The sequence below is a fragment of the Chryseobacterium antibioticum genome (genome assembly GCF_012927325.1).
Classification (GTDB): Bacteria; Bacteroidota; Bacteroidia; order Flavobacteriales; family Weeksellaceae; genus Chryseobacterium; species Chryseobacterium antibioticum.
This window is the reverse complement of record NZ_JABBGI010000010.1, coordinates 106,547-133,045: the sequence shown is the minus strand read 5'-3', so window position 1 is coordinate 133,045 and position 26,499 is coordinate 106,547. Positions and strand designations below refer to the sequence as shown.

Sequence of the window (26,499 nt, the reverse complement as noted above, 5' to 3'; positions counted from 1 at the left end):
GTAATCATAATATTTCGTTAAAAAGGCTGAGGTTCTCATGGCTAAATGCCTTTATTCTTGGTAAATAGGTATTTCCACATAGCTGTTGTTGTACCATTTTATCTCCAATGGCTCACTGGCATCTTTTATCGTTTCATCACTTACATCTTTTCCGGTTCCGCAGTTGATCTGCCAGCTTGGGTTTTTATTGACTCCGACCAATAGCACCAATTTGCTTCCTTTTTCTATTTTTTTGCTGATGAATATTGAATTTTTTATAGGAATCTGTTCTGTTTTACCAGGTTCAAGAAGCTGGCGCACGGCATTGTTTTTGGCATAGCTTGCTCTTACAATATGCGTTGATAATAAAAAGGTCTTGCCCTCTGGATTTACCTGATACAAATAGGTATCTGTATCAAAATCTTTCTTGTTAATGGAAACATTGAAGAATCCTGTCAGATTTCCGCTGATAATCAAATCTTTGCTTAAAACTTCGCTTTCAAAATAAACGGAATTAGTGGTTTTTACACTGTCAATTTTGCTTACCGAATGATAAGTCTCTTTTTGATCCCTGTTTTTAAAATCTACGGTCTGTTTAACAAAATTTCCCTGCGCAGGCTGATTGAAAACTGATGGAATGCCTTTATGATCCTGAAGATAGAATTTCATTGTCGAAGTATGCATTTTTTCCAGGGTTGGGACATGTTTCCATGTATTGGTGTTCATCACCTGGAAATTGATCCTGTCTTTTAAAAGATCGGGTTTCTTTCCATTCTTCAGAATATAGTCAAACCAGGAAAAAGCAAGATCATCGATACTTATCCTCGCTGCAGGATCGATCGGGTTACCATTCACGTAAGTAAATCCGAAACTTTGGGCACCACCATGGTCATAAGGACCCATCACCAGATAATGGTTTGCATTTTTGTTATATTGGTGATGTGCTTTGAAATAAGACAGCGCGCCTATCTGATCATCATCATAATATCCTGTAGTTGTCAGGATAGGAATGTTTATATTGGCAAAATCTTTTTTATAAGGAACCATTTTCTGCCAGTATTCATCATAACCGGGATGATCCAGCCATCTTTGAAAAATCTTATTCGGCTTACCGCTTATGGTATCCAAAGCCCTGAATGATTTTCCACTTTTGTACCATGCCGTATTAATAGAATCCCATTTTTTAGCATTGTTGAAGTCTGCTTCATCTGTAAGCTTATTGTTTGTCACATAATTGATCCACTGCAGCATATAGCTCATGAAAATATTGTTTTGGGCAGGGTAGTCTATTCCGACGCCTACCGCAACCTGCGGAACAATGGTTTTTAAGGCCGGATGCAGTTTCTTTACAGCCGCCCACTGGCTGAAGCCTAGATAACTTCCTCCGATCATCCCAACTTTACCGTTACTCCAGGGCTGTTTGCTAACCCAGTCGATCACTTCATAAATATCCTGTGATTCGTGTTCAAAAGGATTGTTTACATCATTGCTGTTTCTTTTGCCACGGGTATTCACCACAGCGCCCACATAATTGTAAATGGCCGCTCTTTTCCCGAATAAAGCATCAATGGGTCCGGCGTAGATATTATTGGTAAGAATAACAGGAAGGGGAGTGGTGTTTTCCTTTTTTCTGACAATAGTAATCGTCAGGGTATTTCCATTTTTTGTTTTCAGGTCCTTGGTTTCGGTAATGAATTTCTCCTGGTCTTTTAATTCTACCAATTGTACAATCTGAGGTTTGATGCCCGAAAAGGATTTATAATTCAGATAACTTTTACATAAAGCCAGAGCGGTTCCGTAGTCTATGCTGTCTTTATCTTTCTGCTTCTCCAGTGTTTCTTTTAGAAGTTTTCTGCTTCCGTTCACATCCCCGTCTACCGCGATCCCCACCTTAGTGATCAGCTTATCCGGAAGGCTTTCATACTTTTTATTGAATGCCTTTTGAAGAGCAACAGGAAACGTGATCTTTTCTTTTGCCTCCATCAGTTTGGCCATGCTATAAAATTCATAGGCGATAAACTTATTCCCGGCCATGTTATGAGCAGCAAATTCATTACGGTAATCCGATAGCGTGGTAATCGATTTTTTATAATCTTTGGCAACCATCTGTAAACGGAGAAGATTGTCTAAATAAGCTAATCTGTTGCTGTTTTTAAGTTTCAGAAACTGCGGTTGTGTCATCAATTTTGAGGCAAGCAAAGGCATTTGTTTCTCTAAAATGGTAGAGTCTGTGACTGCATTTTTTGGAAAGGAAAACTTCTGAGCCTGCATCAGGTTGACTAATATTAATGCTAAAAGTATTTTAATTTTCATGTAATGGTATGTTTTTAGCTGGTGTACAATGAGGATTTTATCAAAATATGTTTTTGATAATGTTCTATTGATATCTATTCACGTTTTATAATACTAAAGTAATCATTTTTTATCATCAAAGGGTGAAATGGAGTCAATTGTTAATTTATGTTATTAAACCTTTAAAACTTGCTTAAACAATAAGTTTTTAATATTTTCGTTAACTTATAAGACTAATCTTTTTATTCAGAAAAAGAATGAATTCAAAAAAAATACTTCTCTCAGCTGCAGTGCTTTATTTCGGGATTTCCGAAGCGCAACAGTCACAGTACTTTACACAGCAGGAAAATTACAGGTTCAATCTCGCAGAAAATCTTTATCAGACCAAAATATACAATGCTTCTCAGTTCGAATATGCAAGACAGTATTTCTATAATCAGAACTTGTCTAGATCGAGAAAAGAGGCAGCGCAGTTTTTTGATAATGTGATCGGGGTGATTCTTCAGAAAAACCATGCGGAGGAAGGACTGACTGCCTTCATGAAAGAATATCCAAATTCAGCTTATTTTGCTCAGGCTAATCTTCCGTTGGCAGATTATTATTTAGCTAAAAAAGATTTTGACAAAGCGTTGGAGACACTGAAAAAAGTGAACCAGTATCAGCTTTCGAAAGAAGAAAATACACAGTACATTCTGAAACTGGGGTATGCTAAATTTATGACCGGTGATACCAAAGGAGCTACGGATGCTCTGGAAGAGGCGTATAAAACGGCAGATGAATCCCAAAAAGGAGACATTGCTTATATGCTGGGGCATTTGTATTATTCAAGTGGTCAGAATGATAAAGCTTTTCAGTATTTCGATTCTGTAAAAGATCAGCCTAAATTTTCTAAACTGGTGCGTCCTTACTATGTACAGATGTATTATAATGACAAGAATTATGATCAGGCTATTTCTGAGGGAACTGCTTTATTGAACGAGGATCTTTCGGATTCTTATAAAGCAGAGGTTCATAAGATCATCGGAGAGAGTTATTTCATGAAAAATGATTATACTTCGGCTTATCCGCACCTGAAAGACTATTTAAGTGTACAGCAGAACCCGTCTGAAAATGACCTTTATGAAATGGGGTTTGTGGCGGCTCAGCTTAAAAAATATGATGAAGCGGTTTCTTATTACAACCAGCTTGTCAACAGCAATTCAGCGCTTGCTCAGAACGCTTATTATCAGTTAGGAAATGCATATCTGGCGGTGGATAAAAAACAGGAGGCTCTTTCGGCATTCCGTTCTTCTTACCAGATGAATTATGATGCTAAAGTTAAAAAATTAGCACACGAACAGTACGCAAAACTGAGTTACGATATCGGAAACCCGTTTGAAAGCTCTTCTACGGTAATCCAAAGCTATATCAACGAAAATCAGAATGATGCCAATGCGCCGGAAATGAGGTCACTTCTTGTGAAATCATATTTATATTCCGGAAACTATAAAGAAACGCTTAACGCGATCGACAGACTTCAGAATTCTACTCCTGAGATCAATAAAGTGGACCAGGAGGTTTCTTATTTGTTGGGAACAGAGGAATTCAACAAAGGAAATTATGATGAAGCGGAAAGGTATTTCCTGAGAAGCTTAGGATTTAACATCAATAAAGAATTTTACAACAGAGCATTATATTGGTTGGGACAGGTGTATTACCAGAAAGGGAATTATCCGTCGGCAATTGCCCGTTATGAGAAACTTCTTACTGAAACCTTCCCTGAAAAACAACAACTACCGTATGATTTAGGATATGCTTATTTTAAAGCTAAAAAATTTGATCAGGCACAGACGTATTTCAAACAATATCTGAGCAATCCGAAACCAGAATTTAAAAATGATGCGGAACTTCGTCTGGCAGATATTCATTACGCGAATAATGATCTGAACGAGGCGATTGCGATCTACGATAAAAATGAAGATGCCACCGATTATACTTTATATCAAAAAGCAATGGCTTTAGGATTTAAAGGCGACACCCAGGCGAAGATCACGAATCTGAAAAATCTTCTTTCTAAATATCCGGATTCAGAATATTATGATGATGCCCAGTATGAAATGGGAACTGCGTACTCCGCACAGGATGATTTTACGAATTCCAATGATTATTTTGCGAAAGTGATCAAAACCTCTTCGGATAAAGATCTTATTGCGAATGCATCGATTTACAGAGCCCAGAATTATATCGACCAGAATCAAAGTGACAAAGCACTTTCTGAGCTTAAATCTTTAGGAGAGCAGTATGAAAATACGGCTTATGCGGAGAAGATCGTTCAGGCTGCGAAACCTATTTTTACGAAAAACGGCGATGTTTCCGGATATGAAAGCTTTGCGAAAAATATCGGGGTGAATGTGGATGCTGCTGAAATCGATGAGATCAATCTGTCTACAGGTAAGCAGTATTTCACGAAGAAAGACTACAAAAACGCTATTTCTTACTACGAAAAATATTTAACGCAGAATCCTACCGGAGAAGGCCTTTATCAAGCTAAATACGAGCTGGGAGAAAGCTACTATCAAACCAATAATGCTACGAAAGCGCTTCTTGTTCTTCAGGAGGTAGCATCGGTACAAAACGACTATCAGGATGATGCGCAGACCCGTCTGGCACAGATTTTCGTGGCTCAGGGTAATACGGCGGAAGCTAAAAAGTATCTTGAGAACATCAAAAACTCTTCAGACATCAGCATTAAAAACTATGCGAACGTTGAGCTGATGAAGGTATATGCCGGTGAGAAAAACTTCTCTCAGGCTGAAAAACTGGCTGATGCAGTGATCGCGAATACGAAAAACTCTGCTGCAGTTATTGAAACAGCGAAAGTGATTAAGGTGAGAAGCTTAATGAATTCAGGAAAAGATAAAGAGGCACAGTCAGCTTATACTTCCCTTGAAAAATCATCCAATACATCGGTTGCTGCAGAAGCATTGTATGCAAAAGCTTATTATCAGAATAAAGGAAAAGCATTCAAGTCTTCCAATGAGACCATCTTTAAATTAGCCAATAACTATGCCTCTGAAGATTATTGGGGAGCAAAAGCTTTGGTACTGATGGCTAAGAACTATGTTGGACTGAAAGATAATTACCAGGCCAGTTACACTTGCGACCAGATCATCGAAAACTACAAAGATTTTCCTGAGATTGTAGCAGAAGCAAAAGAGGTTAAAAAGCAGATTAAAAAGTAAAATGTATAAAGTATAATGTACAAAGTACAATCCGATACATACATTATACATCCGACATTATACATGAATACAAATATTGAGCAATGAACAGAAAAATTCAATTATTATCCATATTATTTTTAGGGTTTTCGCAGTTTGCGTTTTCCCAGATCAAGGAGGAAAAACTGATTCTTAATAAGAAGCGGGAACCGGAGGTGAAGAAGATCGAGAAGAAGAAGACTTCTGTGGAAACGATCAAGAATTATCCGCCGGAAGAGAAATCCCAGAATCCTGTGAAGTATACCATCACGGATGTGCCTGCGGTTTCGGATTTTAAGACGTCCACTATTCAGGGACAGGATGTCACTCCGAAATTTGAGGGAACAGCTCAGAATAACTATTTACAGTTTGGGATGGGGAACTTCGGGAAGATTTTAGGAGATGCCAATATTTCCAAAACCCTTGATAATAAGCTTGAAGTAGGAGCGGATTTCCATTTCCTTTCCACTTTAGGGTTGAAAAAAGAATATGATTGGGATTCTAAACAAAGTTCTACATCAATTGGAGCGTACTTAAATTCATATGGTGAAAAAGGAAAATTCAATCTGAATGCTCAGTATGGATTGGATAACAACAGATATTATGGAATTTATGCGTTGACACCTGCTGCAGATGTAGATTTGAAGCAGAGGGTCAGTCAGTTTAAAGTGAATGGATATTATGATTTTTATTCCAATGAAATTTTAAATGATGTAAGGGTGAAATCCTCTTTCCTGAAAGATCATTTTGATGCACAGGAAAATCAGGTTTCCATTTTGGCCAATCTTTCGAAGCATGCGGTTGAGATCGGTAAGTCAGGAATTAATCTGAATGCAGATTTAGGCGTTGGGGTGGAAGCGGTGAAAACAGATTTTGCCATTGTCAACAAAAACTCTTCCAATTTCTTTAATACGAGCCTTACTCCGAAAGTAACGTTCAGAAAAGGAGACTCCTACTTAATGTTAGGTTCCGGATTTTCTTTCCTGAATGCTAAAAATTCTAATGATGCATTGGGTGGAGAGGTGAAAAATAACAAAACCTACTGGTTTCCACAGGCTGAATTTCAGGTGGCTGCTGCTAAAGAATTTAAATTCTATGGTGGGGTAGATGGTGGTCTTAAGCTTAATACGTACGGAGATCTTCTTCAGGCGAACCCATTCATTCTTTCTGACCAGTTTTTAAAGCCTACAGAGACGCAATATCATTTTTACATAGGTTTACGTGGAGATATCGACGAAACGTTCAAATATGACTTCTCTGCCGGTTACGGAAAAATGAGAGATATTATGTTCTTCCAGGGAAACAACCTTTTCGACAACGTCTATACATTGAACCGTTCTGCCTACAATTTTGCGAATACATTCTCTGCTGTGTATGATGACGGAAATGTAAGTGATATTAAGGGAAGCGTACAGTATTTCCCGCTTGAGAATCTGGTTTTAGACGGAGAAGTAAGATTTACGAAGTACGATCTGAAAAATTACGAAGATATTTACAACGTTCCTTTAGTGAATGTAAGCATCGGAGCAAAATATACCATGCTTGATAAAAAACTCCTGTTAGGTTTCAAAGGAATCTTTGCAAGTGACAGAACCACAAACTCTTTCGCGATTGAAGGGGTAGCCAATCCAAACCTGGTTTACCAGTCTACAGAGAACAGAAATGATAAAGTTGGGGGCTATGCAGATTTAAATCTTTCCGCAGAGTACAAATTTCACAAAAATTTCAGTATTTTCGCACTCGGAAACAATCTTCTGAACTCAAACTACCAAACGTATAAAGGCTATAAAGTCTTAGGCGCACAGGTTGTGGGAGGAGTGAAAATTACATTCTAATAAAAGTAATGGGTGATTGGTAATCAGTAATAGGTACACAATTGATTACCAATTACTCATATAAAAGGCTGCGTAGTTCAACTGGATAGAATATCAGATTTCGGCTCTGAGGGTTGGGGGTTCGAATCCCTCCGTGGTCACTACTGTCAATCGCTTTCCCACAAAGGGATTGACAGCTTTTTAACTTTTTGGAAGCGTATTAATTAGTAACAAAATCAGTAACAATTAATACGTATGAAAAATCTAAACTTCGGATGCAAACGCTCCGATTTCCTTGTAACCACATCAAAAGATGATTGGTTTATCCAGTGCCGTTTTTACGAGCCTGATAGAGAAAAGCCATTTACTTATCGACGAAGACTAAACCGTTTCAAATCTGAGAAGGAGCGGAAGACAATTGAAAAAAGTCTCTTGAAACAAATGACTGAACTTCTGGATGAAAGAGACTACAATCCCAGAACGAAAGAGTATATGTTTGAGCGGGGAGAAATTAACTCTCAATTATTTTCCGGAGAAGCATTAACGAAGATCCTGGAGAAGAAAGAATTTACTCCGGAACATCGTAAAAATGTTGAAGGCGATCTAAATAAATTCCTGATTGGGTTTGAAAAATTAAACCTGAATTACCTAAAGATAAAAGATGTTGAGTTGCTGCACATAAAACAGACTCTGGAATCTCTTGATCTAAGCAATTACAGTTACAATAAGGCTAAAATACATCTTTCGTCGTTGTTCACTGATTTGGTGGACGCTGGTTGTCTTAAGGTGAATCCATGTACCGGAATTAAAGCGAAAAAACACATTGTCCAGAAAAAGGAGATATTTTCTGATGAAGAGTTAAAAGCAATTGACAAGCACATATATGCTGAACATAATCACTTTTATAATTTCTTTCAGATTTTCTTTTTGTCTGGCTGTAGAGTTCCAGAAATTTTGGGCTTGAAAAAATCTGATGTGAATTTAGAAAAAGCGGAATTTACAATAACGCTTAAAAAAGGTGAACTGTATGTTAGGGAAAAGCGCGCTATAATTCCGAACGCTCTGGCATTTTGGGAGGATCAACTGGAAAATGCATTATTTGATGATGATTTTATTTTCTCATTCTTCTATCAGCCGGGGCCAGACGAAATGCATCGAACGTATGTTTATAAATTCTGGAGGTTCAAAATAATGCAGCCACTCGGAGTCAATAAGGCAATTTATGCATTAAAGCACACCTTTCTTGATAAGGTAGAGGAGGCTCATTTCAGCGCGCAAATTATGGCAGGGCATAGAAATGATCAGACCACTGCAATTTATACAGTAGGGCGCGAAAAACGAAGACTAGAGGCTCAGAAGAAAATTCAAATTAAAACATTTTAACAATATTATATGTCAAATATAGAGCCTCGAATTATCGGGGCTTTTTTATTTCTTTCTTATTCCCAACCATTCACCAGAAATAACATCGTGTTCAAATTTCAAACCTACTGGAATAAATTCGACAATCTCACATTCGAGAACATCGGCTATTTTCTGCAATCTACTAATAGGCGGTTCAATCACACCAGTATTATAGCGACTTAACGTAACGGTGTCAATATTTGTTTTTTCTGCCAGTTTTCGCATTGTTAAACCTTTTCTTTTAGCGACTTCTTTTATAAGTAGATGCATTCTTTTGTTTTATACGTGCAAAATTAACATTTAATATTAATAAAAACAAATAATTAACATTTAACGCTTATTTATAATCATTATAAATTAACACTAAATGTTAATTAATATTTTGAAGATTAACATTTAGTGCCTATATTTGTACCATCAAAACGAAACGATAACAATTAAAACAAACATTATGAACGCTACAGCACAACAAGTAATTGCTTATACAAACGAAAGATTAAACGATTGGTATAAAGAAGCAAAAGAGTACGGCATAAAAGGCGTCGCCATCGCTTTCATGTACAATGGTCAAATTGTAATTGATTATGTAGAAAATGGCGTAACAGCAAGATTTTCGCTAAATCATTTTGAAGGTGAAGCAATTGGTTATGTTTTCAATGTTTGGTCAGAAGAAGCCGAGAACCCCAGAAATAAAAGCGGTTGAAGTATTGAAGAAATCACCTACTAAACTTATTAGAAAAAGAGTTAAATTTATAAAAGCCAAATAGTATGAAACTTAATGAAATAACCCCAGAATTGATAGATGAAATGTTGTCAAAATACCCAATTAGAGGCATTCTCACATTTAAAACCTTACAAAAGGTAGAAACTATTATTGATAATAATGTTAGTTTTCATTCGGGTAGAGGTTGGTTCTACTTCTCTAAAGAAGATCTTAAAGAAACAGAAAGACACTTTAGAGAAGAATATAAAGACGATGTAATTGAAATTAAACAGACAAATAAAGGCTACATATATTGTTTTACTGGCATTAATACGATTGCGTTTTTTTGCAAAAAAGGCAGACAGGGTACCTTAAAGGCGAATTATATATCGATGGACTTTTCAGATGGTATAAATAGATCTGATAGACATGGCTTTCTTCTTTCAAAAGGGGTAGAATGCTTTGTTAGAAAATATATTATACCATTTAAAAATGGCGAAATGAGATTAGGTCATTGGCACGAAGAATACATTTCGGCAACAGATAAAAAACAAAATTAAAATGAGAAGCATCGCCCAACGTCACCGAACAAAAGTATCAAGACCTGCAAAGACTATTGCCAAAAGCTCAGCAATCGAAAACAAACCGCTTTACCTGCCTATACAGAAAGTCTATTTTGACCAAATAGAATCTGGCATAAAGAAAATTGAATATCGAGATGATACACCACATTATCAATCAAGGTTCTTAAATAAAAACGGTGAACTACGAAATCACAAAGTATTATTGATTCAAGAGGGCTATCATGACGATGCAAGACGTATGTTGGTCGAAATACTTGATATTGAACATAAGCAGCAATTTGAAACGCATTTAGGCCAAATCATCGAAAGAATAAACTTCTAAAAGTTAAAGTTTGTTAAATTTAATTATACATATTGTGTAATTATTAATTATAGACTATCTTTGAAGTATGAAAAATGAGAGACAAACCAACTCATTAAAAAATAATAATTATGGCAACTACTTTCAACTTACAAAACTTTCTTTCTCAAAATAGAGAATTCGTTATTGAAAAATATGAAGAGTTAAAGAATGAGCCTAGTTTTAGTGGTATTTCTTTGAAAGAATTCATGATGAGAATAATGAGAAATCTTTCTCTAAATGCCAAAAGCCAAAAGACGGCTGAAAGTAAGTTTAGAAGCATTTTGTGTAACATCTATGAAGAAGAAACCGAAATAGAGGTTATAAGAGATAGAGACCAAGAATTAAAAAGCAAATATCAAAATACTGTTTTTGCTCAAAATCTTGCTTTATAATTAAAATAACAAAACGCTATGTCAAAATATTATAGCATCAATGGATTAAAAGTAAGGGTCTCTGATCACGAAGCAAATACAGCACTAAGAGGCACCAGCGACATTTACTTGTATGTAAAAAGTGCAGATAATCAATTACTATCTATTGTAGATCAATTAGAAAATATTTGCGATAAAAGAGATTTGAACATTGAAGATTTTAATTCAATTTTAAATGAGTGGGCAGATGGTACATATTCTAAAGATGTTTTTATTGGCCAAGTTGAAGACGATGAAGACAATGGCACATCAGGCCAAGTAACAGAATTAAAAACTAGTTTTGATAATGAAAACAGATTAAAATTAAAAGATTATTCTTTAGTCAACACTATACCGGGTTCAAAACTAAGAGCAGAGATAAAACAGTTATCAGAAAAGACAGGTGTGTCGCAAAGTTTTATAAAAAAACATTTCAATATCAGATAATAAAAAAGGCGACTTTCGCCACCTTGAATGTTTTCACAACGGAATAATATAGGCATTGCCTATCTTTCTATTGAAAGCCTTATTGCGAATTCTTAATTATTAGTAATTCACAACTCATCAAATTACATATATCAAATATGTTTTCAATAAGACAATATTACGAAAATAATTTTAAAAATTCACAACTCACTTAATCACCTAAATGAAACAATCATTTAATATGATGTAGCAAATTTACAGAAATATCACTTAAAATGAACGAAATTGAGAAATTTATTTTAATTTCAAAAAAGAAAGCAAAAGAACTTGCGCCTATTTTGAAAACGACAGAAGCAAGAATATCAGAATACAAAACAGGCAAAAGAGGTATAAGTGTTAAAAAACTTCGTGAATGGTGTGAAATTCTGAATATCGAAATTCGAGACTGTTTCTAAACTTAATTTACCGAAATGTAAAAATTCAACCACTCTATTTTTTAGGGTGGTTTTTTCGTGTAATAAAAACGGTTTTTAAACCACATAATTATTAAAGTGTCACTTTATATGTGTGGTTTTAACTTGCAATAAATCAAAGTTATAAATATATTTGCGTGTTATGGTATTTTAATATGAAAAAACAGCCTGAGTTTATTTTACAACGACAAGTCTGCACTTATTTACGAGCGCAACATAAAGATGTTTTATTCATGTCAGATACTATTGCAAGTGTAAAACTTACGGAAGCTCAAGCAACAAGAAACGCAAGTATTCAGAAGCGAGGTTTTAAAACTCCGGATCTTATCATTTTTGCACCTCGAGGAATTTATCACGGTCTCTTCATAGAACTGAAAACAAAAACACCATACAAGAAAAACGGAAGTCTTCTAGAAAACGCTCATTTGAAGGCTCAGGAAGAAACAATTAAGAACTTGCGCGAGTTGGGATACTATGCAGATTTCCGCTGGACTCTGGAAGATGCAATAAAGCTTATCGATTGGTACCTAAAATTAGATGCTGATGAGGTTTGAAAATAAAGATAGTTTGTGTTCAAAAATCTTGTACACAACAGAAAGAGAAGCCAGCGATGTAATTTATAAATGTAAGCACGCAAGCAGTAGAAGTAAAATTCCAAAGAGGAAATATTACTGCAAAGAATGTCACGGATGGCATGTAACAAGTCAAAAGAATAAATCAAAATTTCAATAGATATGAAAAAATACAACGACACGGTAATAGGTGATATTATAGCACTAACAGATTACGACGGAATATAAGCAATGGCAGCAACAGTAGGAAATAAATATTATAAACTTCGTTCAAAAGACGGAAGGAATAAAATATTTGAAAATGCAGAAGACCTCAACACTGAAATAGAAAAATACTTTCAAGAGAAATCAGAATCCTTTATTAATAAACCAGACATCATAAAGTCAGGAGACTTAGCAGGAGAGAACATACAAATCAAGATAGATGATTTCCCCACTAAAGAAGAGTTGTCAATTTATTTAGGCTTTGCTAAATGGGAATCTTTAAAAAATTACAAGGAATACACGGAAGATTTTTTGGAAGTCATTACATGGGCGGAAACAGTTATCTATAATTGGAAGTTAAAATACACCGCAATTGGTGTACTAAACGCAAACATTATTGCCAGAGATTTAGGTATTGCAGATAAACAAGATTTAACCACGAACGGTGAAAGTATTTCATTTGGTTCTTTCCTTAAAAAATCGAATCCAATTAGTGAATAATACTGATGCCATACAAGAAAAAGCAATAGCACAGATCGACACATGGAGAAATGACTGGTGTTTGTTCGCTCGTGAAGCTTTAGGTGTTAATCTTGATCCTGAGCAGGAAAAGGTTTTACATTCCGTTCAGGTTAATCCACGAACATCAGTTGCAAGTGGAACGGCAAGAGGAAAGGACTTTGTTACGGCAGTTGCTGCAATGTGCTTTATGTTCCTTACTCCAAGATGGGATGAAAAAGGAGAATTGATTGCAAATACAAAAGTTGCCTTAACTGCTCCTACTGATCGCCAGGTTAAAAATATTATGATGCCCGAAATCTCAAGGCTTTACAATAGAGCGAAGAAAATCATGGGTGGTTTCTCCGACATCAGTAGGTTGAATGCTTATGATATCAGAACTGATTATGAAGAGTGGTTTCTTACTGGATTTAAAGCCGACGAGCATAATCATGAAGCATGGTCTGGTTTTCACGCTGTAAATACAATGTTTGCCATTACTGAAGCTTCAGGTATTTCAGATGATACATTTAATGCAATTGAAGGAAATTTACAAGGTAATTCAAGGATATTACTCGTTTTTAACCCGAATACAACCGTAGGATATGCAGCAAAGAGTCAAAAGGGTGACAGATGGGCAAAGTTTCGTCTTAACTCAATGGATGCTCCAAATGTAGTAGCAAAGAAAGAAATTATTCCCGGACAAGTAGATCATAATTGGATTGCGGATAAACTAGAAAACTGGTGTACCAAAATAAATGAGAATGAAGTAAGAACAGAAGAGGATGATTTTGAATATGATGGTCAGTGGTACCGACCGACTGATGTTTTCAGAATTAAAGTTTTAGGAAAATTCCCGAAAGTATCTGAAGATAATCTTATTCCGGAGCAGTGGGTAGAAATCGCAAATAAAAGATGGTTAGAAGCACAGCAAAAAGGCTACCAACCATCCGGAAAGAGAGTAGTAGGTTCTGATATTGCCGGAATGGGTAGAGATAATACAGTTGATTGTCACAAATGGACTGATTATGTAGAAAAGTTTGACGTTTTCAATTCTGCAGGTGTAGCAGATCATATGGCCTCAGCAGGAAGATTGAAAAATCTACTAAATCATAAAGAAACTTTTGTTTCTATTGATACAATTGGAGAAGGTGCAGGAGTATATTCTCGTCTTGTAGAACTGGGAGAGGAAGAAAGATCAATCTCATGTAAATATTCAGAGAGAGCCACTCAGAATGATAAGCCACTCAAAGATATTACAGATCAATATGAGTTTCTGAATATGCGAGCGTATTTATTTTGGTGTGTTCGTGATTGGCTAAATCCAAAGAACGGTTTTAATCCAATGATTCCGCCAAATGATATTTTCATAGAAGAGGCAACCGAAATAAAATGGAAATTCAGAAGTGATGGTAAAATACAGATAGAAGCAAAAGAAGATATTAAAAAGCGTTTAGGAAGATCACCCGATTTATTTGATGCGCTGGCAAATACTTTCTATCCAATACCTCCGAAAATTAATAATAACCTCAGTCGAATAGCATCAATGATATAATGAATGAATATTTTAACAACCTCAGCAACATCGGTGAAAAAATCGCATATCTCAAGGATAACGGTTTAGAACTTCCCAATATTGAGCAATTCAATAATGAATGGGATGAGAGCAAGCACCGGATCATGACTGATCTTTACAATTACCCGAATCGTACGGTAGAATATGAGTACACTGATGAAGAAGGTAAAAAAAGAGAAGGGAAGCGTATCGAATATTTAAATCGTATTCCTTTGGCGTACCAAAAAGAGATTGTCGCAAATGCTGTTACTTTCCTTTATGGTAATCCCGTTAAGTATACCAATAATTTAGAAGATTCAGCCATGTATGATGCTTATCTGAAAATTCTGGATAAGGAAAAGATCATCTTTTTAGATAGGGAAATAGCCAAATCAAACGGAAGATTCACTCAATGTGCTGAACTTTGGTGGGTAGCCGATGAACCGAATCAATACTATGGTTTTAATTCTCAATTCCGACTAAAAATAAACATTCTCACACCGGACAAAAACAAGATGTACCCTTACTTCAATGAGCAAGGTGATATGATTGCCTTTCTTCGGGAATATGAGAAAAAAGAAGGCGGTCAAAAGGTGAAGTATTACGAAATCTACACAGCTGATACAATCGCTATTCTGAAAGATGGAAATGGCGGTGTTGAGTTGGTCTCCGAAAGTGTAAATTCTATTGGTAAAATACCTATTGTTTTTTATCAGTTCTCAGATGTTGAATGGTCAAAAGCTCAAAAGGCCATTGAAAGACTTGAAGAGATCCAGAGCGATACCGGAGAAACAAACAAGAAATTCTCATCACCAATCCTTGGCTTACATGGTGAAGTAGTAGGAAGTTTCAGTAAAGACCGAAGCGGAAAGGTAATGCAGTTTAAAGGTGATAATTCCAGAGGTGAATTTATACAGCCACCGAATGCAAGTGAATCATTAAGCAACGAAAAAGAAGATTTGGAAAGTATTCTCTACAAGATGACCAATTCAGTCAATATTTCGCCCGAAGCTTTGCAAGGAATGGGCAATATGCTCGCCACCGAAAACGCAGCATTTCTTTTCATGCTTCCACACCTCAAAGTAATGGATAAAATGTCTGTTTATGTGCCGGCATTGAAGCGTAGAATGTCAATTGTGAAATCATTTCTGCAGTTGATGAATACAAGTTTCAGAAGTTCCGATTTAGATGCAGAACCAGTGATTACACCATACATCATAAACAACCATGCTCAATTCTTAAGAGATTTAATGGAGCAAAATGGTGGATTACCATTGAAGAGCCAACGTTCTACAATGGAGGAAGCAGGCATCAAAGATATTGATTCCGAGATTGAACAAATTAAGGCTGATCAAGAATTTAAAATGAGTAACGATTTATTATGAAAGCAAAATTTGACGGCTTAACCGAAAAAGAAAGAGAAGTGATTAAAGAACAAGCTCAGAAAGCTATGGAAGAATATTTTGAAGCCTTACGTCGTTATAATGAGCTGTACGAAGATACATACAAACAGGATAAATTAACCACTACAAAATCAGTTGATATCTTACAAAGTAGAATATTAGAACTTATAGGTAAATTCTGTAATCCAATACTTAATTTCATTTCTAAATACTTGTAATGACCCCGGACGAAAAACATATAAAGCGAATAAACAAATACCTCACTTCAATCAATGTTTTGTACAATGATTTAGTGAGGGAAATCGCTTTGCTTGTGGTGAATTTAAAAGTAAGTGAGAAGCTATTCAGATTCAAGGATTACAGCAGGATAACAAAAGCAGTCAGCGAAGCATTAATGACCTACAACAATGGTCTTTTGTCGAAGATTAGAACCTACACGGAATATGAATGGGATTTTGCCAATCAGAAAGTAAATGATTTGCTTACCGATAATATGAATGCAATCAAACCAAAGATTCCTACTACTGCCTACGATTCCAAAATGAGAGAAATCTCAAAACAATCTCAAAACAAAAAAGCACTTGAAGTATTCCAAGAGAGAAAGAACGGCAAATTTACCGTATCGGAAAGAGTTTGGAATATTACCAAGCAGGCCAAAGAAAACCTTGAATTTGCTATAGATGACGCGTTCAAAGAGGGAATGTCTGCTCAGGACCTTGCACGGAAAATAAAAGGGAACCTAAATAATCCAGACGCATTGTTTCGTAGGGTCCGGGATAAGCACGGAAATCTGCAGTTGAGCAAAAATGCAAAAGCTTTCCATCCCGGACAAGGTGTCTACAGATCCGCACATAAAAATGCGATGAGGTTAGCCGCAAACGAAATCAATACAGCCTACAGACAATCCGAACAATTAAGGATTCAGGGAAATAACGATGTAGTAGGTCAGAAAATCAATTTAAGCCCTCAACATAAGGTTTATGATATGTGTGATGAACTGGCCGGAAGCTATCCGAAGGACTTCAACTGGTCCAGCTGGCATGTTGGTTGTAAGTGTTTCCGAACTATGATCCTAAAATCACCTTCGGAACTTATCACAGAAATAAACAACGGTCAAAACCAATCACCCGAATCATCAGCTAACTTTGTCTCAGGTGTTCCCGATAATTTTAACTCATGGCTCTCAGAAAATCGTGAGACATTAGAAAAGAGAAAAAGTAAGCCTTATTTCTTAGAGGAAAATAAAAAGTTTGTGAGTTAATAAATTTGTCTAGACATTATTTCTTATATTTTGAACATAATTTAATTTATGGACAATACTCTACGAGAATTACTTGAAACAGCTTCCGCAATATTCATTAAGGCTAACGAATCATACCTTTTTGCGAAATACTTTGATACTGCTAATAGTGATGCTGAAAAGTCAGTAATTAAAAGACCTTCAATACGCTTTATTCAACATTCTTTATGGAAAAACTGTATTATTGAATTAGATAAGATTTTCGGAATAAGTGGAGTTAAAAATGATTATTCTTTCATTAATATTTTTACCTATATACGTATAAATCAATCTGCTTTATTTACGGAAATGTCCGATTATACGATGCTGTATCAGAAATGGACAGAGTTACGTAAATCTAAGCAACCTTTAATAGTTCAGATAAATAACCTTAGAAAAAAACTTTATGCACATACTGATAAAGGTAAAGAAAAACTGTTATCTGAAATAGATATTAGCTACATTGAAATAGAAGAACTTCTAAAGGAAACACTTTCACTTATAAAAGAAATTTATGTTGTTTTGTTTGATACAGATTACGATTACAAGCCTATTTTTTATAGAAATGTAGAAATTGTTCAAACAATTGCTGAAAAGCAGAAACTAACAAGGGAGGAAAGGGTAAATCAAATATTAGGCAAAAATCCCCGACCGTAGCCGAGGATAAAACTAATAACCATGAAACTCAATTAAACATGAGTAGGATTTTTTAATCTTGAACATTGTATTTAAGTAATACTTTAAAATCATCAGGGAATTCAGCTAATACAATCTTATCCCTTACTTCATGCATACTGTTTAAAATCTTTTCCTCAGGGTCAAGTAGCATTAATTCTTTTCTAATATCTGAATTTCTCCATAGCCCTTCAAACTCAAACTTGCATTGTGTTTTTTGCTGATTTAATAAATCTTGAAGTTGCTCAATTGTTAATGTGATTTTCATAATTTATTTTATTAGTTCTGGGTTAGAATGGAAGACTAAATATTTTCTTGAATAAAGATTTGACCATCAATAAAAATTCTTCTTTTGGTTACTTGCCATTCGTGATTTTCGGTAAAATGTTCTATTGGTTCATTTGTTTTAAAATCTTTCCAAACACCATCAAAATAAGCGTAATCTTTCAACATTCTACCAATGTGCTGTTTTTCCCAAACGCTTACTTTATTCGAGTGTTTAGGCTGCTCATGCAAGCAAGAATAAAATTCCCATTTACTACTTAATTCTATTAAATGTACTTTGGTGATGGTTTGAAAATCTTTGACAGTTTTAAGTTCTGATCCCTCGAAAATATCTTGAAGTGACATGCCTGTATCCCTAATATTTCTGAGCTCAGTTGATTCAGTGTGAATAATGCCATTCTGTATTTTATAGAACCTACCAGAACGATTGCCATTACTCTGAATCACTTCAATTGTATTTCTTCTTACAATCTCTCCAAACAATTCTTCTGTATAAACTTCAGTTACCCACCCATCTAGTTGTGGTTCAACACCGAATTTATCGGTAGCCCATCCAGAATCATCTGTCACAATATTAAATTTTACTAAGTCGCCTATCATAAATTTTTGTTCTCTACTCATAATGCTTTTAATTTCTAATTACAAAAGTACATAATATTATGTACAATTACATAAAAACATGTACTTATTTAAAATTTATTTTATCTTTGCCTTATGACAGTAGAGGAATACTTGAAAACTAATAAAGCGGTTAATATATCAGAGGTGGCAAAAATCATGTTCCCAAACAATAAGACTGCACCTCTATATCTTACGAATAAGCTGAATAAAACGGCAAATCGAACATTCACTAAGAAAGATTCATTGAGTGCTTTAAAAGCCTTGCAATCACTTTACGGAAGTATCAATGAATTAACTATTGAGTGATTATTCTTTTGTATATTCGGTAAACAAAAAAATTAAAATATGGAATACAAAATTTTAGAGCATCACTCACCTAATGGGCTAGCCGGAGATGTTAGTTTTCATTTAAAACAAGGATGGAAACTGCATGGAAATTTATTTGTACATGATAATAAGTTTTATCAAAGCATCTTTAAGGACAAATAATAAATCACCCCGCTAAAAAGCGGGGATTATCATATGACCTCAAAAGAATACACAGAATACGACCGCCTCACCCACGAAATGGAGCTACACTTTATAGCTCTCACGCCTCAATTTATGGAATACTGTGAGAATGTTATTTTTGGTGAGGAAATCGAGGATCTCCGGTATTACTGCTTTCACTTCTACAATGATAACTACCTTTCCCATCTGTTTCATAAACTATCTCATAGAATAGAACGGTTATTCAAGCAAGTAGACCCAGTGCAATTTCCGGATCTTTCAAACGGATTTGTTAATCTCCTTATTTACCTAAAAGAACCAATTGCTAGAGAAAACGATACAGAATACAAAGCTGAGAATTTTGTTTACTGGCGAAATCAGATATTGCAAGATCCTGCTTTAGCTTATAATGGAAGTTTTAGGAAGTATTTGCAGGTTTTATAGGCTTTCCGAGCAAACCATCAAAAAGAGGTCTTCAGTCGTATGTTTGTAATCTAACATTCAAATTTGTTAGTAAATAATATGGAATTCCTAATAAGGGGCAAGGTATACCCCGCAATTGTCAAGAGAGTAAGAGGAAAAATGAAAATATTTTTCAACACAGACAGTGATTATTATAGCCATTTTGGATTCGATCTGCCAAATTATTGTTGTAGTAGAATGAAATGCAGATGGAAAAGCCTTAGGGATTGGAAAGAAGACTTAGTGGATCAAAGATTCAAAAATGTAGAGATACTTCCAAAGTAAAGACAGCCCCTTAATTGGGGCTTTATTTTTGTTTTATTTCAAAGTTAATTCTTTTCCTTTAAGTGCGAAGAAAAGGTTTTGGAATTCGTGTACATATTGGATATGATCTACTGGAAAGCATTGAGAAGACATAACAGAATCATATCCACATAGATAAATTTCTGCTTCATTTGATTTTAGGTCTACTTGCACACTTCTATAATCCCCGTCTTTCCATTCGTACGTGGTCGATTCTTTCATTTGATCAAAACCAAATTTAAGCAGCCAATCTTCTGTTAATTTAACAGGCTCAACGTCAGAATCTAAATTAACTTCAAAATCATCGTCTAATTTTGAGTAATAGTATCCAGATTCTTTATTATAGAAAAAGATAGACTTTATACTATGAACACTCATGAATTTATCAGTCGGATTTCTATGTAACTGAATGTAATTTCCTATTCGTAATTCGTTTGCTTCCATATTAATTTTTTTGAGATCGTTTTAATTCCTCTAATTTTATTTTATCTGAAAGGTCTTTAATTTTATATCCGATAGAATTTATTTTGTGAGTTGAAATTATTCCAATTTTTTCGCTAAAATCAAATACTGCTTTTTCAAAGTTTTCAATTTTACCCGGAAATCCTAAATGTTTTAAGCGCATAATGTCGTCAGGATGAATCCCGTTTTTTTTAATCTGCTCTTTTACCTTGATTAAATCCATAAAGTCGCAATCCAAAGCTAATGAAATCTCCATAAGCCTTCCATTAAGTTCATATTCATTCATTTCAATTCAAATTTAAGTTATTTTAAAGAAATTCTCTATTTGCTCAACAAACCATCCTGTGAGATAAGCCTGAGTTTCGTCGTTTTCAGTATCTAATTGCAATCCTCGATCCTTAAATAACCTATTTACCAAGTGGACGGATTCATGAGCAATAACACTGCTTTTAGGTTTGTTTTTAAAGCATACAACATACTTTGAGTATCCGTTTTGTTTATAATCGAAAACAAAAGCCTCATCTTGCTTATCTGCTGGCCTGTCCCAATTCATACGATGCTGGTAAATGCCATTCACGTTTTTCCAGTCTTCCGGGTCCTGATCCAGCAATATCATAAAGTCACCGAAGAAAATAGGAATTTTAATTGTCTTTTTCTTCATCGTCTTATTTCGTTTATGACCTCATATCCAAGAGATTTTAGGCTTTCAATGGCATCCTGTACAGGTAATACGCCGTCTAAGTTATCGCCTATTCTTTCATGTCTCACTGCTGCATCATTAATATTTAATGACAGAAAACCCCAGCGATATCGAATGTACATCGGTTTGTCGTCAATAGTTCCCTCCCAAATCATTGGACATCCACTTAAAGTTTCTTTTTGAATAACAATTACACTACTCATAATCTTCAATTTTCTGTAAAAGAAGATTTGCGTCTTCAATTGTTTCCGGCTGAGGAATCTGTTTAAATACTATTCCGTTTTTCGGTGATGCTCCGGTAATAGTTTTGTCCTTATGAACCGTTAAGGAGTTCCAAATGTTCTCGGATAGTTCTTTCTGGTAGTTGGTGCAGAAAGTAATTCCACTTGCGTCACGGATTGTATCTTTTTCGTAACCGTTTTCAGTTAGGAAGTTGTAAAAATTAAAATTTGCCATAATCTAAACTTATGCGTTATAAGGTTTATTTTGTCCGTTGTGGTCTGAATACCTTTTGAACCTTTCAATCAGTTCAGCAATAAGCAAATCAGGACAATTTTTTGTAGGTGGAACACTCATTGTGAATTTTTTACCACCATTACACCAATCTTTTAAAATCTCTCTTGATTTTTCGATAAGTGTTTCATCTGGAATTTCAGATAACTGTTTGTTTAAAATTTCTTCTGTCATGCTTTTAATTTTTCGCTATTACTTTTGTTTTCGCCTCTTCCAAGGACTTTAATTTTATTTCAGGGATTTATATACCAGGGCATCTGTTACCGTCCAATTGGCTTTTATTTGTTCTAGTGTCATTGTTAATTTTTAGAGAATATTGATTCATTAATACATAAGTTATCAGACATCACTTCGAGTGAGCTACTTATATTAAAAGAAAGGTCTTTGCCTGTATCTAACTTTTTCCATCTAAAAACATGTTTATAAACCTTTATTTCTTTATAAATTCCCCAAACATTGACGTAGTTAAGATTATATATCTTTTCATTTAGACGTGTTAATTTATTTATAGTCATGAGTATTTTATTTTGATGAATTAGTAGTTATGTTGTAATCCATACCTTCCCAAGTGTAATCTATACTTAATTTTTTCAAACTTGCTTCTACATCTATTTGACATAAACAACAGTCTAATGAAATTTCAGAATACATATCATCTTTGATAGGATCTTCTTTGAAATAATCTATAAAGTCTTGAGGCGTCTCAATTTCTATTTCTCCGTTATTAATTACTATTATATTGCACATAATTCATATCCTTTATTGTTTAAGCCACTCAATTACTTTATGAGTGTAAATGTTCAAAAATTGTTTTTGTAAAACTCACCGGCTGTGTTTTCCGTTTTCATCTGCACTTTCAGCCATTCCAATACTTTTTGAGTGTGGAACATTAATTTAGTTTTCTGTTTTCTACTGGCGAATCCGCCGATTAATAATTCCTCAGGCAAAAGTTTATTATCAATCAATGAATAAACACGCCTTCTCGGTTTCCCTATAATCTTACAGAATTCATCCAAAGTGAGAGAAATCGACTTCGATAATTCTACCAAATGAGACGCTTCCATTACATCCCGGAGCGTCATATCTGCCATTCTTTTATTTAGTAATTCATTCATAACGTAATTAAAACAGCTTATTAAAGTAATACTTTATATAATGTTACTAAATTACATAATTACATATTGTTATGCAATAGTATTGAAAGTATTTTTGAATTCAATAATTAACAAATAACAATTCAAGTAATGTTTGAAAAAATCCTACAACAGCTTAAAACGAAATACAAAGACTTCGGGTTAAGTGAAACTATTTTGAAAGCTAAAGCAAAGCAAATTGAAAAAGCGGTCAAAGCAGAGGACGAAATTGAAAACGCAGTAGCAGGGGTAGAGGATGATTTGGCAATATTCCAATCATTCGCTGATCAAAACCGAACGTTGGCTAAAAAAATAGAGGAATTGGAAAAAGGCAAAACCCCAGATAAACCTGAGGATAAGCCAGAAGACAAGCCTACCGATAAACCAACGGGCGAAGCGGAACCAGCTTGGGTAAAAGCTCTGAATGATAAAATCGACAAACAAAACGAGTTGATTTCAGGCATCCAAGCGGAAAAAGCACAGCAAACCAATGCAGAAAAATTCCAATCAAAACTTAAAGAACTAGAAGTGTCTGATGACTACTTAAAAACGCTTCCAACGTTTGAGAGAAGTTTCCAAAGCGATGAAGAAATAGATGCCATTGCAAAAGAATACAAAGAGAAATCAGATGTGTTTGCGCAAATGTCAGCTAATTCGGCATTAGGAAATATGGCAAAGCCTTCATTGTTCGGTACAGAAGTAAAAGAGGGAGCGGTTTCACCTGAAGTTCAAGCGTTAATTGATTCCAAAAAAAGCCAAAACTAATGAATAATATAAAAAAATTCACAGGTAGCAGACAGAAGGTTGTTTTCGACTCTGTTTTAGCCACTTATCCTGGCGGAGTAAATGTAGAAAATACAGATGCAAAGCTAAGGTTTACAAATAATGTCCTGCCTGCCGGAACCGTGATTGTTTCCAATGGGAGTAGTGGTTGGAAGGTTTTAAATGTGGCTTTGACAGCTCCATTACTTGCAACAGCAATCGGTCTTGTGCTTCAAGATATTGCGATTGAAGATTTCACACTTTCATCAGTGGTTACTGACGGAACAGCGAGAATTGACGCTCTGCCTGACAAAGAAAAAACCGGTATTGCTTTGCTTAAAGCTGCACTTCCAAAAATCACATTCTACTAAAAAATTACAAAAACAATGGCAGATACATTATTACAAAGTATTATACCTGAATACAGAGAAGCTGATTTAGGAGCTTTACTTGAAGCGAACCCATTGGGTGATTTACGTTTCAAAGAGTTCTTTCCTTCCGAGTTTAAAACAGGGCTTACCTTCGGAAATCTGGAAGGAGAAACAGGTGCAAAAGTTATTGCTCCAATCGTTGCTCTTGATTCAGATGTTATTCTGAAAGGTAGAGAGAATACCGAAGCAATTAAAGGAGAAATTCCAAAGGTTGAAGTAGGTAGAAAGAAAACCGAAAGAGATTTCTTCAGATTGAATGATTTGAGAAATTCAGTTGCCTTGAATCCTAAAAACGCAAACATCAAAGTACAACTTATTAATAAGATTTATGATGATGCGATCTTCGTTACAGATTCAGTAAATGCGTCTATGGAATTCATGTCTAAATCTTTGCTTTCGCAAGGATGGTATGAAGCTTCTAACGGAGTGAAGATTGATTTTGGTGTTACGGTTCAAAATGCAACTGTAGACTGGTTCGATCCTGCGAATGCTGCAACATTTGACCCTATTAAGCAGTTACAGCTAGTGCAAAAGCAAGCTCTTGCAACTGGTTATCGCTACCTACGTCAAGTCATGGATTTAGCAACATTTAACCAGTTTGCTGCATCAGAAAAAGTTGTAAAGTTCACGGCCTCTTTCGCTCAAAATGTTCTAGGATTGGCTCAAACGCCTACTGTAGCGCAAATAAACTCAGCTTTATCAGCTCAGAATTTGCCAACAATCGAAATCTGGGAAAGTTACGTAAATGACGAGGCTAAGGATGGTACATTGACAGCTAAAAGCGGTTGGATTTTAGGAAATATCCATTTATCCGGAACAGCAACTTTCGGAAATACTCAGTACACAATTTCTCCGGAAGCTTCAATGGACTTGAACGAGACTTCAAAGATTACGACTAACGAATTCATTTTGGTTTCTACGATCGCAAAGGCTGCGCCTCTGTCAGTTCTTACAAAGGGGATGGCGTTCGCTACGCCTGTGCTAAACAGTGTTAAAAAACGATTAATTCTGAAAACGAAATTGGCATAATGACTATCGGGGGATACATACAAGAAAAATTTTCTAACTGGTCGGTTGAGTACTCCGACGGAATGGTTGCTGCTGAATTAGCACGCGTAAACCTTGATCCATCCGATACCATAACGAATGACATAAGCCTTGATACTTTCTTTTACAACATATTCCCCGACATCATTTCTATGCCTTCTAGTATTTCTGAGGGTGGTTATTCTATCTCTTATGATAAAGCCGCCCTTCTGAAATATTACTCAATGTTAGCGAGAAGACTCGGAAAGCCTGATTTACTATCTGACAATACAATAACAGACATCACTTCAAAATGGGGATAAGGCAATTTCCTTACACGCTGAATGTGTTTCAGAAGGCAGAAGACGTCTACAATGAAGCGAATGGTAGCTGGATTCCTGGAATAGCGGAGTGGGTGACAGTTTCTAAGTGTAGAGACGAAGGAAATGGAGGCGGAAACCGGATTGTAACCACTGATGGTGAGATCTACGTTTTTGGCGCAGTCATTTACCTTCCTAAATCCAGTCCAAAAGTGGCTCTAGGCGCAAGGATAAAAGTAACCGACAAAGATGGGAACGTCCGACTTGAAGGTGATAACAAGCTATTCAAGAAAGAACAACTACACGCAAGATTATGGGTCTGACATTTAAAGGTGACGCAACAGCTATCAATAAGCGCTTTTTAGACGCTCAAAAAGAGATTGAGGATAAAGCCTTACGTATTCTACGATACTGCGCGGAATCAGCCATTAATGAGGCTAGAACCGCTGGATCATATCGAGATGTAACCGGAAATCTCCGGGCCTCGGTTGGATACGCAATCATTCTCAATGGGCGAATAGCTGAAGAGAATTTCTCTGGTGCAAGTGAAGGTGTTAGCAAGGGTAAATCATTAGCCCAAACATTAGCTTCTCAACAGCCAGCTATAGCCTTAGTCGTAGTTGCGGGGATGAAATACGCTTCGCAGGTGGAAAGTAGAGGAGTAAATGTTCTGACAAGTGCAGAACAGATGGCTAAAACAATGGTTCCAAATCTATTAAAACAGCTTAAATGAAAAAGACGGTTTTAGAAGGCAAGCAATGGATTTTTGAGCTGCTTTCACAGGGAAATATCAAATCGGTTATCAATGGAAATATTTACAAGGACAAAAGGCCATCAGGAAGTACAAAAGAAGATTGTGTGATCAATTCTGTATCAATGGATAACTCTTTTCTACAAGATGGAGTTTTTAATGTCAATTTCTATGTGCCTATGCTTTCGGTGTTACTTAATGGAATCACGCAGTACATGCCGAATAATAATCGAATGCTTGAAATAAGCAAGGCTGTTTATCCAATTCTTGAAAACATATTTCGACCGGGATTCAATCTTACAGTAGTTAATCACTCAACATTTGAGGAAGTAGAAGAAAAAGCTACTTACATCAATTTCAGAATCAATTTAAAAGCATATAACTAACA

Annotated in this window: 37 protein-coding genes and 1 tRNA gene; 26 read left to right on the top strand and 12 right to left on the bottom strand. The window is 35.5% G+C overall.

Annotated features, from left to right (window positions below; translation table 11 throughout):
* Positions 1-51: 51 nt before the first annotated feature.
* A complete protein-coding gene (locus HHL23_RS09665; protein WP_185194867.1) occupies positions 52-2,292 on the bottom strand; it encodes a CocE/NonD family hydrolase in 2,241 nt (746 codons plus the stop codon).
* A gap of 236 nt (positions 2,293-2,528) precedes the next feature.
* On the opposite strand from HHL23_RS09665, the gene HHL23_RS09660 reads away from it, so the two are divergent.
* The 4 genes from HHL23_RS09660 to HHL23_RS09645 all read left to right on the top strand — a co-directional run bounded on the left by HHL23_RS09660 (position 2,529) and on the right by HHL23_RS09645 (position 8,707).
* Complete coding sequence (locus tag HHL23_RS09660) at positions 2,529-5,492, top strand: tetratricopeptide repeat protein (RefSeq protein WP_169234604.1); 2,964 nt, start codon at positions 2,529-2,531, stop codon at positions 5,490-5,492.
* 83 nt (positions 5,493-5,575) lie between these two features.
* The gene (locus tag HHL23_RS09655) at positions 5,576-7,345 is read left to right on the top strand and encodes a TonB-dependent receptor (protein ID WP_169234603.1); all 1,770 of its coding nucleotides are present in this window, start codon (positions 5,576-5,578) and stop codon (positions 7,343-7,345) included.
* Between the two features lie 66 nt (positions 7,346-7,411).
* Positions 7,412-7,485 (top strand) — tRNA-Arg (locus HHL23_RS09650).
* Between the two features lie 94 nt (positions 7,486-7,579).
* Complete coding sequence (locus HHL23_RS09645) at positions 7,580-8,707, top strand: tyrosine-type recombinase/integrase (RefSeq protein ID WP_169234602.1); 1,128 nt, start codon at positions 7,580-7,582, stop codon at positions 8,705-8,707.
* 45 nt (positions 8,708-8,752) lie between these two features.
* Here HHL23_RS09645 and HHL23_RS09640 read toward each other — a convergent pair whose 3' ends face one another.
* Positions 8,753-8,998: a helix-turn-helix domain-containing protein gene (locus tag HHL23_RS09640; RefSeq protein ID WP_169234601.1), complete on the bottom strand. Its 246-nt coding sequence runs from the start codon at positions 8,996-8,998 to the stop codon at positions 8,753-8,755.
* Between the two features lie 181 nt (positions 8,999-9,179).
* Between HHL23_RS09640 and HHL23_RS09635 the strand changes: the two genes are divergently transcribed.
* The 13 genes from HHL23_RS09635 to HHL23_RS09575 all read left to right on the top strand — a co-directional run bounded on the left by HHL23_RS09635 (position 9,180) and on the right by HHL23_RS09575 (position 17,835).
* Positions 9,180-9,431, top strand: coding sequence for a hypothetical protein (locus HHL23_RS09635; protein ID WP_169234600.1), 252 nt, complete (start codon positions 9,180-9,182; stop codon positions 9,429-9,431).
* Positions 9,432-9,496: 65 nt separating this feature from the next.
* The gene (locus HHL23_RS09630) at positions 9,497-9,991 is read left to right on the top strand and encodes a hypothetical protein (RefSeq protein ID WP_169234599.1); all 495 of its coding nucleotides are present in this window, start codon (positions 9,497-9,499) and stop codon (positions 9,989-9,991) included.
* A 1-nt stretch (position 9,992) separates the two neighbouring features.
* A complete protein-coding gene (locus HHL23_RS09625) occupies positions 9,993-10,337 on the top strand; it encodes a hypothetical protein (protein ID WP_169234598.1) in 345 nt (114 codons plus the stop codon).
* 110 nt (positions 10,338-10,447) lie between these two features.
* The gene (locus HHL23_RS09620) at positions 10,448-10,750 is read left to right on the top strand and encodes a hypothetical protein (RefSeq protein ID WP_169234597.1); all 303 of its coding nucleotides are present in this window, start codon (positions 10,448-10,450) and stop codon (positions 10,748-10,750) included.
* An 18-nt stretch (positions 10,751-10,768) separates the two neighbouring features.
* Positions 10,769-11,215 (top strand): hypothetical protein, encoded by a 447-nt coding sequence (locus tag HHL23_RS09615; RefSeq protein WP_169234596.1) that lies wholly within the window; start codon positions 10,769-10,771, stop codon positions 11,213-11,215.
* A 254-nt stretch (positions 11,216-11,469) separates the two neighbouring features.
* Positions 11,470-11,649 carry a helix-turn-helix domain-containing protein gene (locus HHL23_RS09610; RefSeq protein WP_169234595.1) on the top strand — a complete coding sequence of 60 codons (180 nt, stop codon included), beginning with the start codon at positions 11,470-11,472 and terminating at the stop codon, positions 11,647-11,649.
* A gap of 251 nt (positions 11,650-11,900) precedes the next feature.
* On the top strand, positions 11,901-12,221 hold the full coding sequence (locus HHL23_RS09605) for a hypothetical protein (RefSeq protein WP_169234594.1): 321 nt from the start codon (positions 11,901-11,903) through the stop codon (positions 12,219-12,221).
* Positions 12,222-12,470: 249 nt separating this feature from the next.
* Complete coding sequence (locus HHL23_RS09600) at positions 12,471-12,944, top strand: terminase small subunit (RefSeq protein WP_169234593.1); 474 nt, start codon at positions 12,471-12,473, stop codon at positions 12,942-12,944.
* The gene (locus HHL23_RS09595; protein WP_228464691.1) at positions 12,937-14,496 is read left to right on the top strand and encodes a hypothetical protein; all 1,560 of its coding nucleotides are present in this window, start codon (positions 12,937-12,939) and stop codon (positions 14,494-14,496) included. Before HHL23_RS09600 ends, HHL23_RS09595 begins: the two co-directional genes overlap by 8 nt.
* The gene (locus tag HHL23_RS09590) at positions 14,496-15,881 is read left to right on the top strand and encodes a phage portal protein (RefSeq protein ID WP_169234592.1); all 1,386 of its coding nucleotides are present in this window, start codon (positions 14,496-14,498) and stop codon (positions 15,879-15,881) included. The genes HHL23_RS09595 and HHL23_RS09590 overlap by 1 nt, the downstream gene beginning before the upstream one ends.
* A complete protein-coding gene (locus HHL23_RS09585; protein WP_169234591.1) occupies positions 15,878-16,117 on the top strand; it encodes a hypothetical protein in 240 nt (79 codons plus the stop codon). Before HHL23_RS09590 ends, HHL23_RS09585 begins: the two co-directional genes overlap by 4 nt.
* The gene (locus tag HHL23_RS09580) at positions 16,117-17,160 is read left to right on the top strand and encodes a hypothetical protein (protein WP_169234590.1); all 1,044 of its coding nucleotides are present in this window, start codon (positions 16,117-16,119) and stop codon (positions 17,158-17,160) included. The genes HHL23_RS09585 and HHL23_RS09580 overlap by 1 nt, the downstream gene beginning before the upstream one ends.
* 48 nt (positions 17,161-17,208) lie before the next feature.
* Positions 17,209-17,835: an AbiU2 domain-containing protein gene (locus HHL23_RS09575; protein ID WP_169234589.1), complete on the top strand. Its 627-nt coding sequence runs from the start codon at positions 17,209-17,211 to the stop codon at positions 17,833-17,835.
* A 52-nt stretch (positions 17,836-17,887) separates the two neighbouring features.
* Here HHL23_RS09575 and HHL23_RS09570 read toward each other — a convergent pair whose 3' ends face one another.
* Together HHL23_RS09570 and HHL23_RS09565 are read right to left on the bottom strand one after the other, a co-directional pair.
* The gene (locus HHL23_RS09570) at positions 17,888-18,121 is read right to left on the bottom strand and encodes a hypothetical protein (RefSeq protein WP_169234588.1); all 234 of its coding nucleotides are present in this window, start codon (positions 18,119-18,121) and stop codon (positions 17,888-17,890) included.
* A 35-nt stretch (positions 18,122-18,156) separates the two neighbouring features.
* Positions 18,157-18,759, bottom strand: a complete 603-nt coding sequence (locus HHL23_RS09565) for a hypothetical protein (RefSeq protein WP_169234587.1) — start codon at positions 18,757-18,759, stop codon at positions 18,157-18,159.
* Between the two features lie 345 nt (positions 18,760-19,104).
* Between HHL23_RS09565 and HHL23_RS22915 the strand changes: the two genes are divergently transcribed.
* Together HHL23_RS22915 and HHL23_RS09555 are read left to right on the top strand one after the other, a co-directional pair.
* Positions 19,105-19,248: a DUF1737 domain-containing protein gene (locus HHL23_RS22915; protein ID WP_169234586.1), complete on the top strand. Its 144-nt coding sequence runs from the start codon at positions 19,105-19,107 to the stop codon at positions 19,246-19,248.
* A gap of 33 nt (positions 19,249-19,281) precedes the next feature.
* Entirely contained in the window at positions 19,282-19,692 is a 411-nt protein-coding gene (locus HHL23_RS09555) for a hypothetical protein (RefSeq protein WP_169234585.1), read from the top strand.
* Positions 19,693-20,028: 336 nt separating this feature from the next.
* On the opposite strand, the gene HHL23_RS09550 is transcribed toward HHL23_RS09555, so the two are convergent.
* The 8 genes from HHL23_RS09550 to HHL23_RS09515 form a co-directional block, all read right to left on the bottom strand.
* A complete protein-coding gene (locus HHL23_RS09550) occupies positions 20,029-20,457 on the bottom strand; it encodes a hypothetical protein (RefSeq protein WP_169234584.1) in 429 nt (142 codons plus the stop codon).
* Between the two features lies 1 nt (position 20,458).
* Positions 20,459-20,761, bottom strand: coding sequence for a hypothetical protein (locus HHL23_RS09545; protein WP_169234583.1), 303 nt, complete (start codon positions 20,759-20,761; stop codon positions 20,459-20,461).
* A gap of 12 nt (positions 20,762-20,773) precedes the next feature.
* Positions 20,774-21,136, bottom strand: coding sequence for a hypothetical protein (locus HHL23_RS09540; RefSeq protein WP_169234582.1), 363 nt, complete (start codon positions 21,134-21,136; stop codon positions 20,774-20,776).
* Positions 21,133-21,330 carry a hypothetical protein gene (locus HHL23_RS09535; RefSeq protein ID WP_169234581.1) on the bottom strand — a complete coding sequence of 66 codons (198 nt, stop codon included), beginning with the start codon at positions 21,328-21,330 and terminating at the stop codon, positions 21,133-21,135. The genes HHL23_RS09540 and HHL23_RS09535 overlap by 4 nt, the downstream gene beginning before the upstream one ends.
* A gap of 40 nt (positions 21,331-21,370) precedes the next feature.
* Positions 21,371-21,631 carry a hypothetical protein gene (locus tag HHL23_RS09530; RefSeq protein ID WP_169234580.1) on the bottom strand — a complete coding sequence of 87 codons (261 nt, stop codon included), beginning with the start codon at positions 21,629-21,631 and terminating at the stop codon, positions 21,371-21,373.
* Between the two features lie 9 nt (positions 21,632-21,640).
* On the bottom strand, positions 21,641-21,862 hold the full coding sequence (locus tag HHL23_RS09525) for a hypothetical protein (RefSeq protein ID WP_169234579.1): 222 nt from the start codon (positions 21,860-21,862) through the stop codon (positions 21,641-21,643).
* 348 nt (positions 21,863-22,210) lie between these two features.
* Positions 22,211-22,435 carry a hypothetical protein gene (locus tag HHL23_RS09520; protein ID WP_169234578.1) on the bottom strand — a complete coding sequence of 75 codons (225 nt, stop codon included), beginning with the start codon at positions 22,433-22,435 and terminating at the stop codon, positions 22,211-22,213.
* A gap of 53 nt (positions 22,436-22,488) precedes the next feature.
* Positions 22,489-22,803: a hypothetical protein gene (locus HHL23_RS09515; RefSeq protein WP_169234577.1), complete on the bottom strand. Its 315-nt coding sequence runs from the start codon at positions 22,801-22,803 to the stop codon at positions 22,489-22,491.
* A 129-nt stretch (positions 22,804-22,932) separates the two neighbouring features.
* On the opposite strand from HHL23_RS09515, the gene HHL23_RS09510 reads away from it, so the two are divergent.
* Genes HHL23_RS09510 through HHL23_RS09480 form a run of 7 tightly spaced genes read left to right on the top strand, consistent with a single transcriptional unit; the run spans position 22,933 to position 26,497 of the window.
* Entirely contained in the window at positions 22,933-23,586 is a 654-nt protein-coding gene (locus tag HHL23_RS09510) for a hypothetical protein (RefSeq protein WP_169234576.1), read from the top strand.
* Entirely contained in the window at positions 23,586-23,954 is a 369-nt protein-coding gene (locus HHL23_RS09505) for a hypothetical protein (protein ID WP_169234575.1), read from the top strand. The genes HHL23_RS09510 and HHL23_RS09505 overlap by 1 nt, the downstream gene beginning before the upstream one ends.
* A gap of 15 nt (positions 23,955-23,969) precedes the next feature.
* The gene (locus tag HHL23_RS09500) at positions 23,970-25,043 is read left to right on the top strand and encodes a major capsid protein (protein WP_169234574.1); all 1,074 of its coding nucleotides are present in this window, start codon (positions 23,970-23,972) and stop codon (positions 25,041-25,043) included.
* Positions 25,043-25,363, top strand: coding sequence for a DUF6706 family protein (locus tag HHL23_RS09495; RefSeq protein ID WP_169234573.1), 321 nt, complete (start codon positions 25,043-25,045; stop codon positions 25,361-25,363). The genes HHL23_RS09500 and HHL23_RS09495 overlap by 1 nt, the downstream gene beginning before the upstream one ends.
* Complete coding sequence (locus tag HHL23_RS09490; RefSeq protein ID WP_169234572.1) at positions 25,354-25,683, top strand: hypothetical protein; 330 nt, start codon at positions 25,354-25,356, stop codon at positions 25,681-25,683. Before HHL23_RS09495 ends, HHL23_RS09490 begins: the two co-directional genes overlap by 10 nt.
* Positions 25,674-26,093, top strand: a complete 420-nt coding sequence (locus tag HHL23_RS09485; protein WP_169234571.1) for a hypothetical protein — start codon at positions 25,674-25,676, stop codon at positions 26,091-26,093. Before HHL23_RS09490 ends, HHL23_RS09485 begins: the two co-directional genes overlap by 10 nt.
* A complete protein-coding gene (locus HHL23_RS09480) occupies positions 26,090-26,497 on the top strand; it encodes a hypothetical protein (RefSeq protein ID WP_169234570.1) in 408 nt (135 codons plus the stop codon). The genes HHL23_RS09485 and HHL23_RS09480 overlap by 4 nt, the downstream gene beginning before the upstream one ends.
* Positions 26,498-26,499 lie beyond the last annotated feature (2 nt).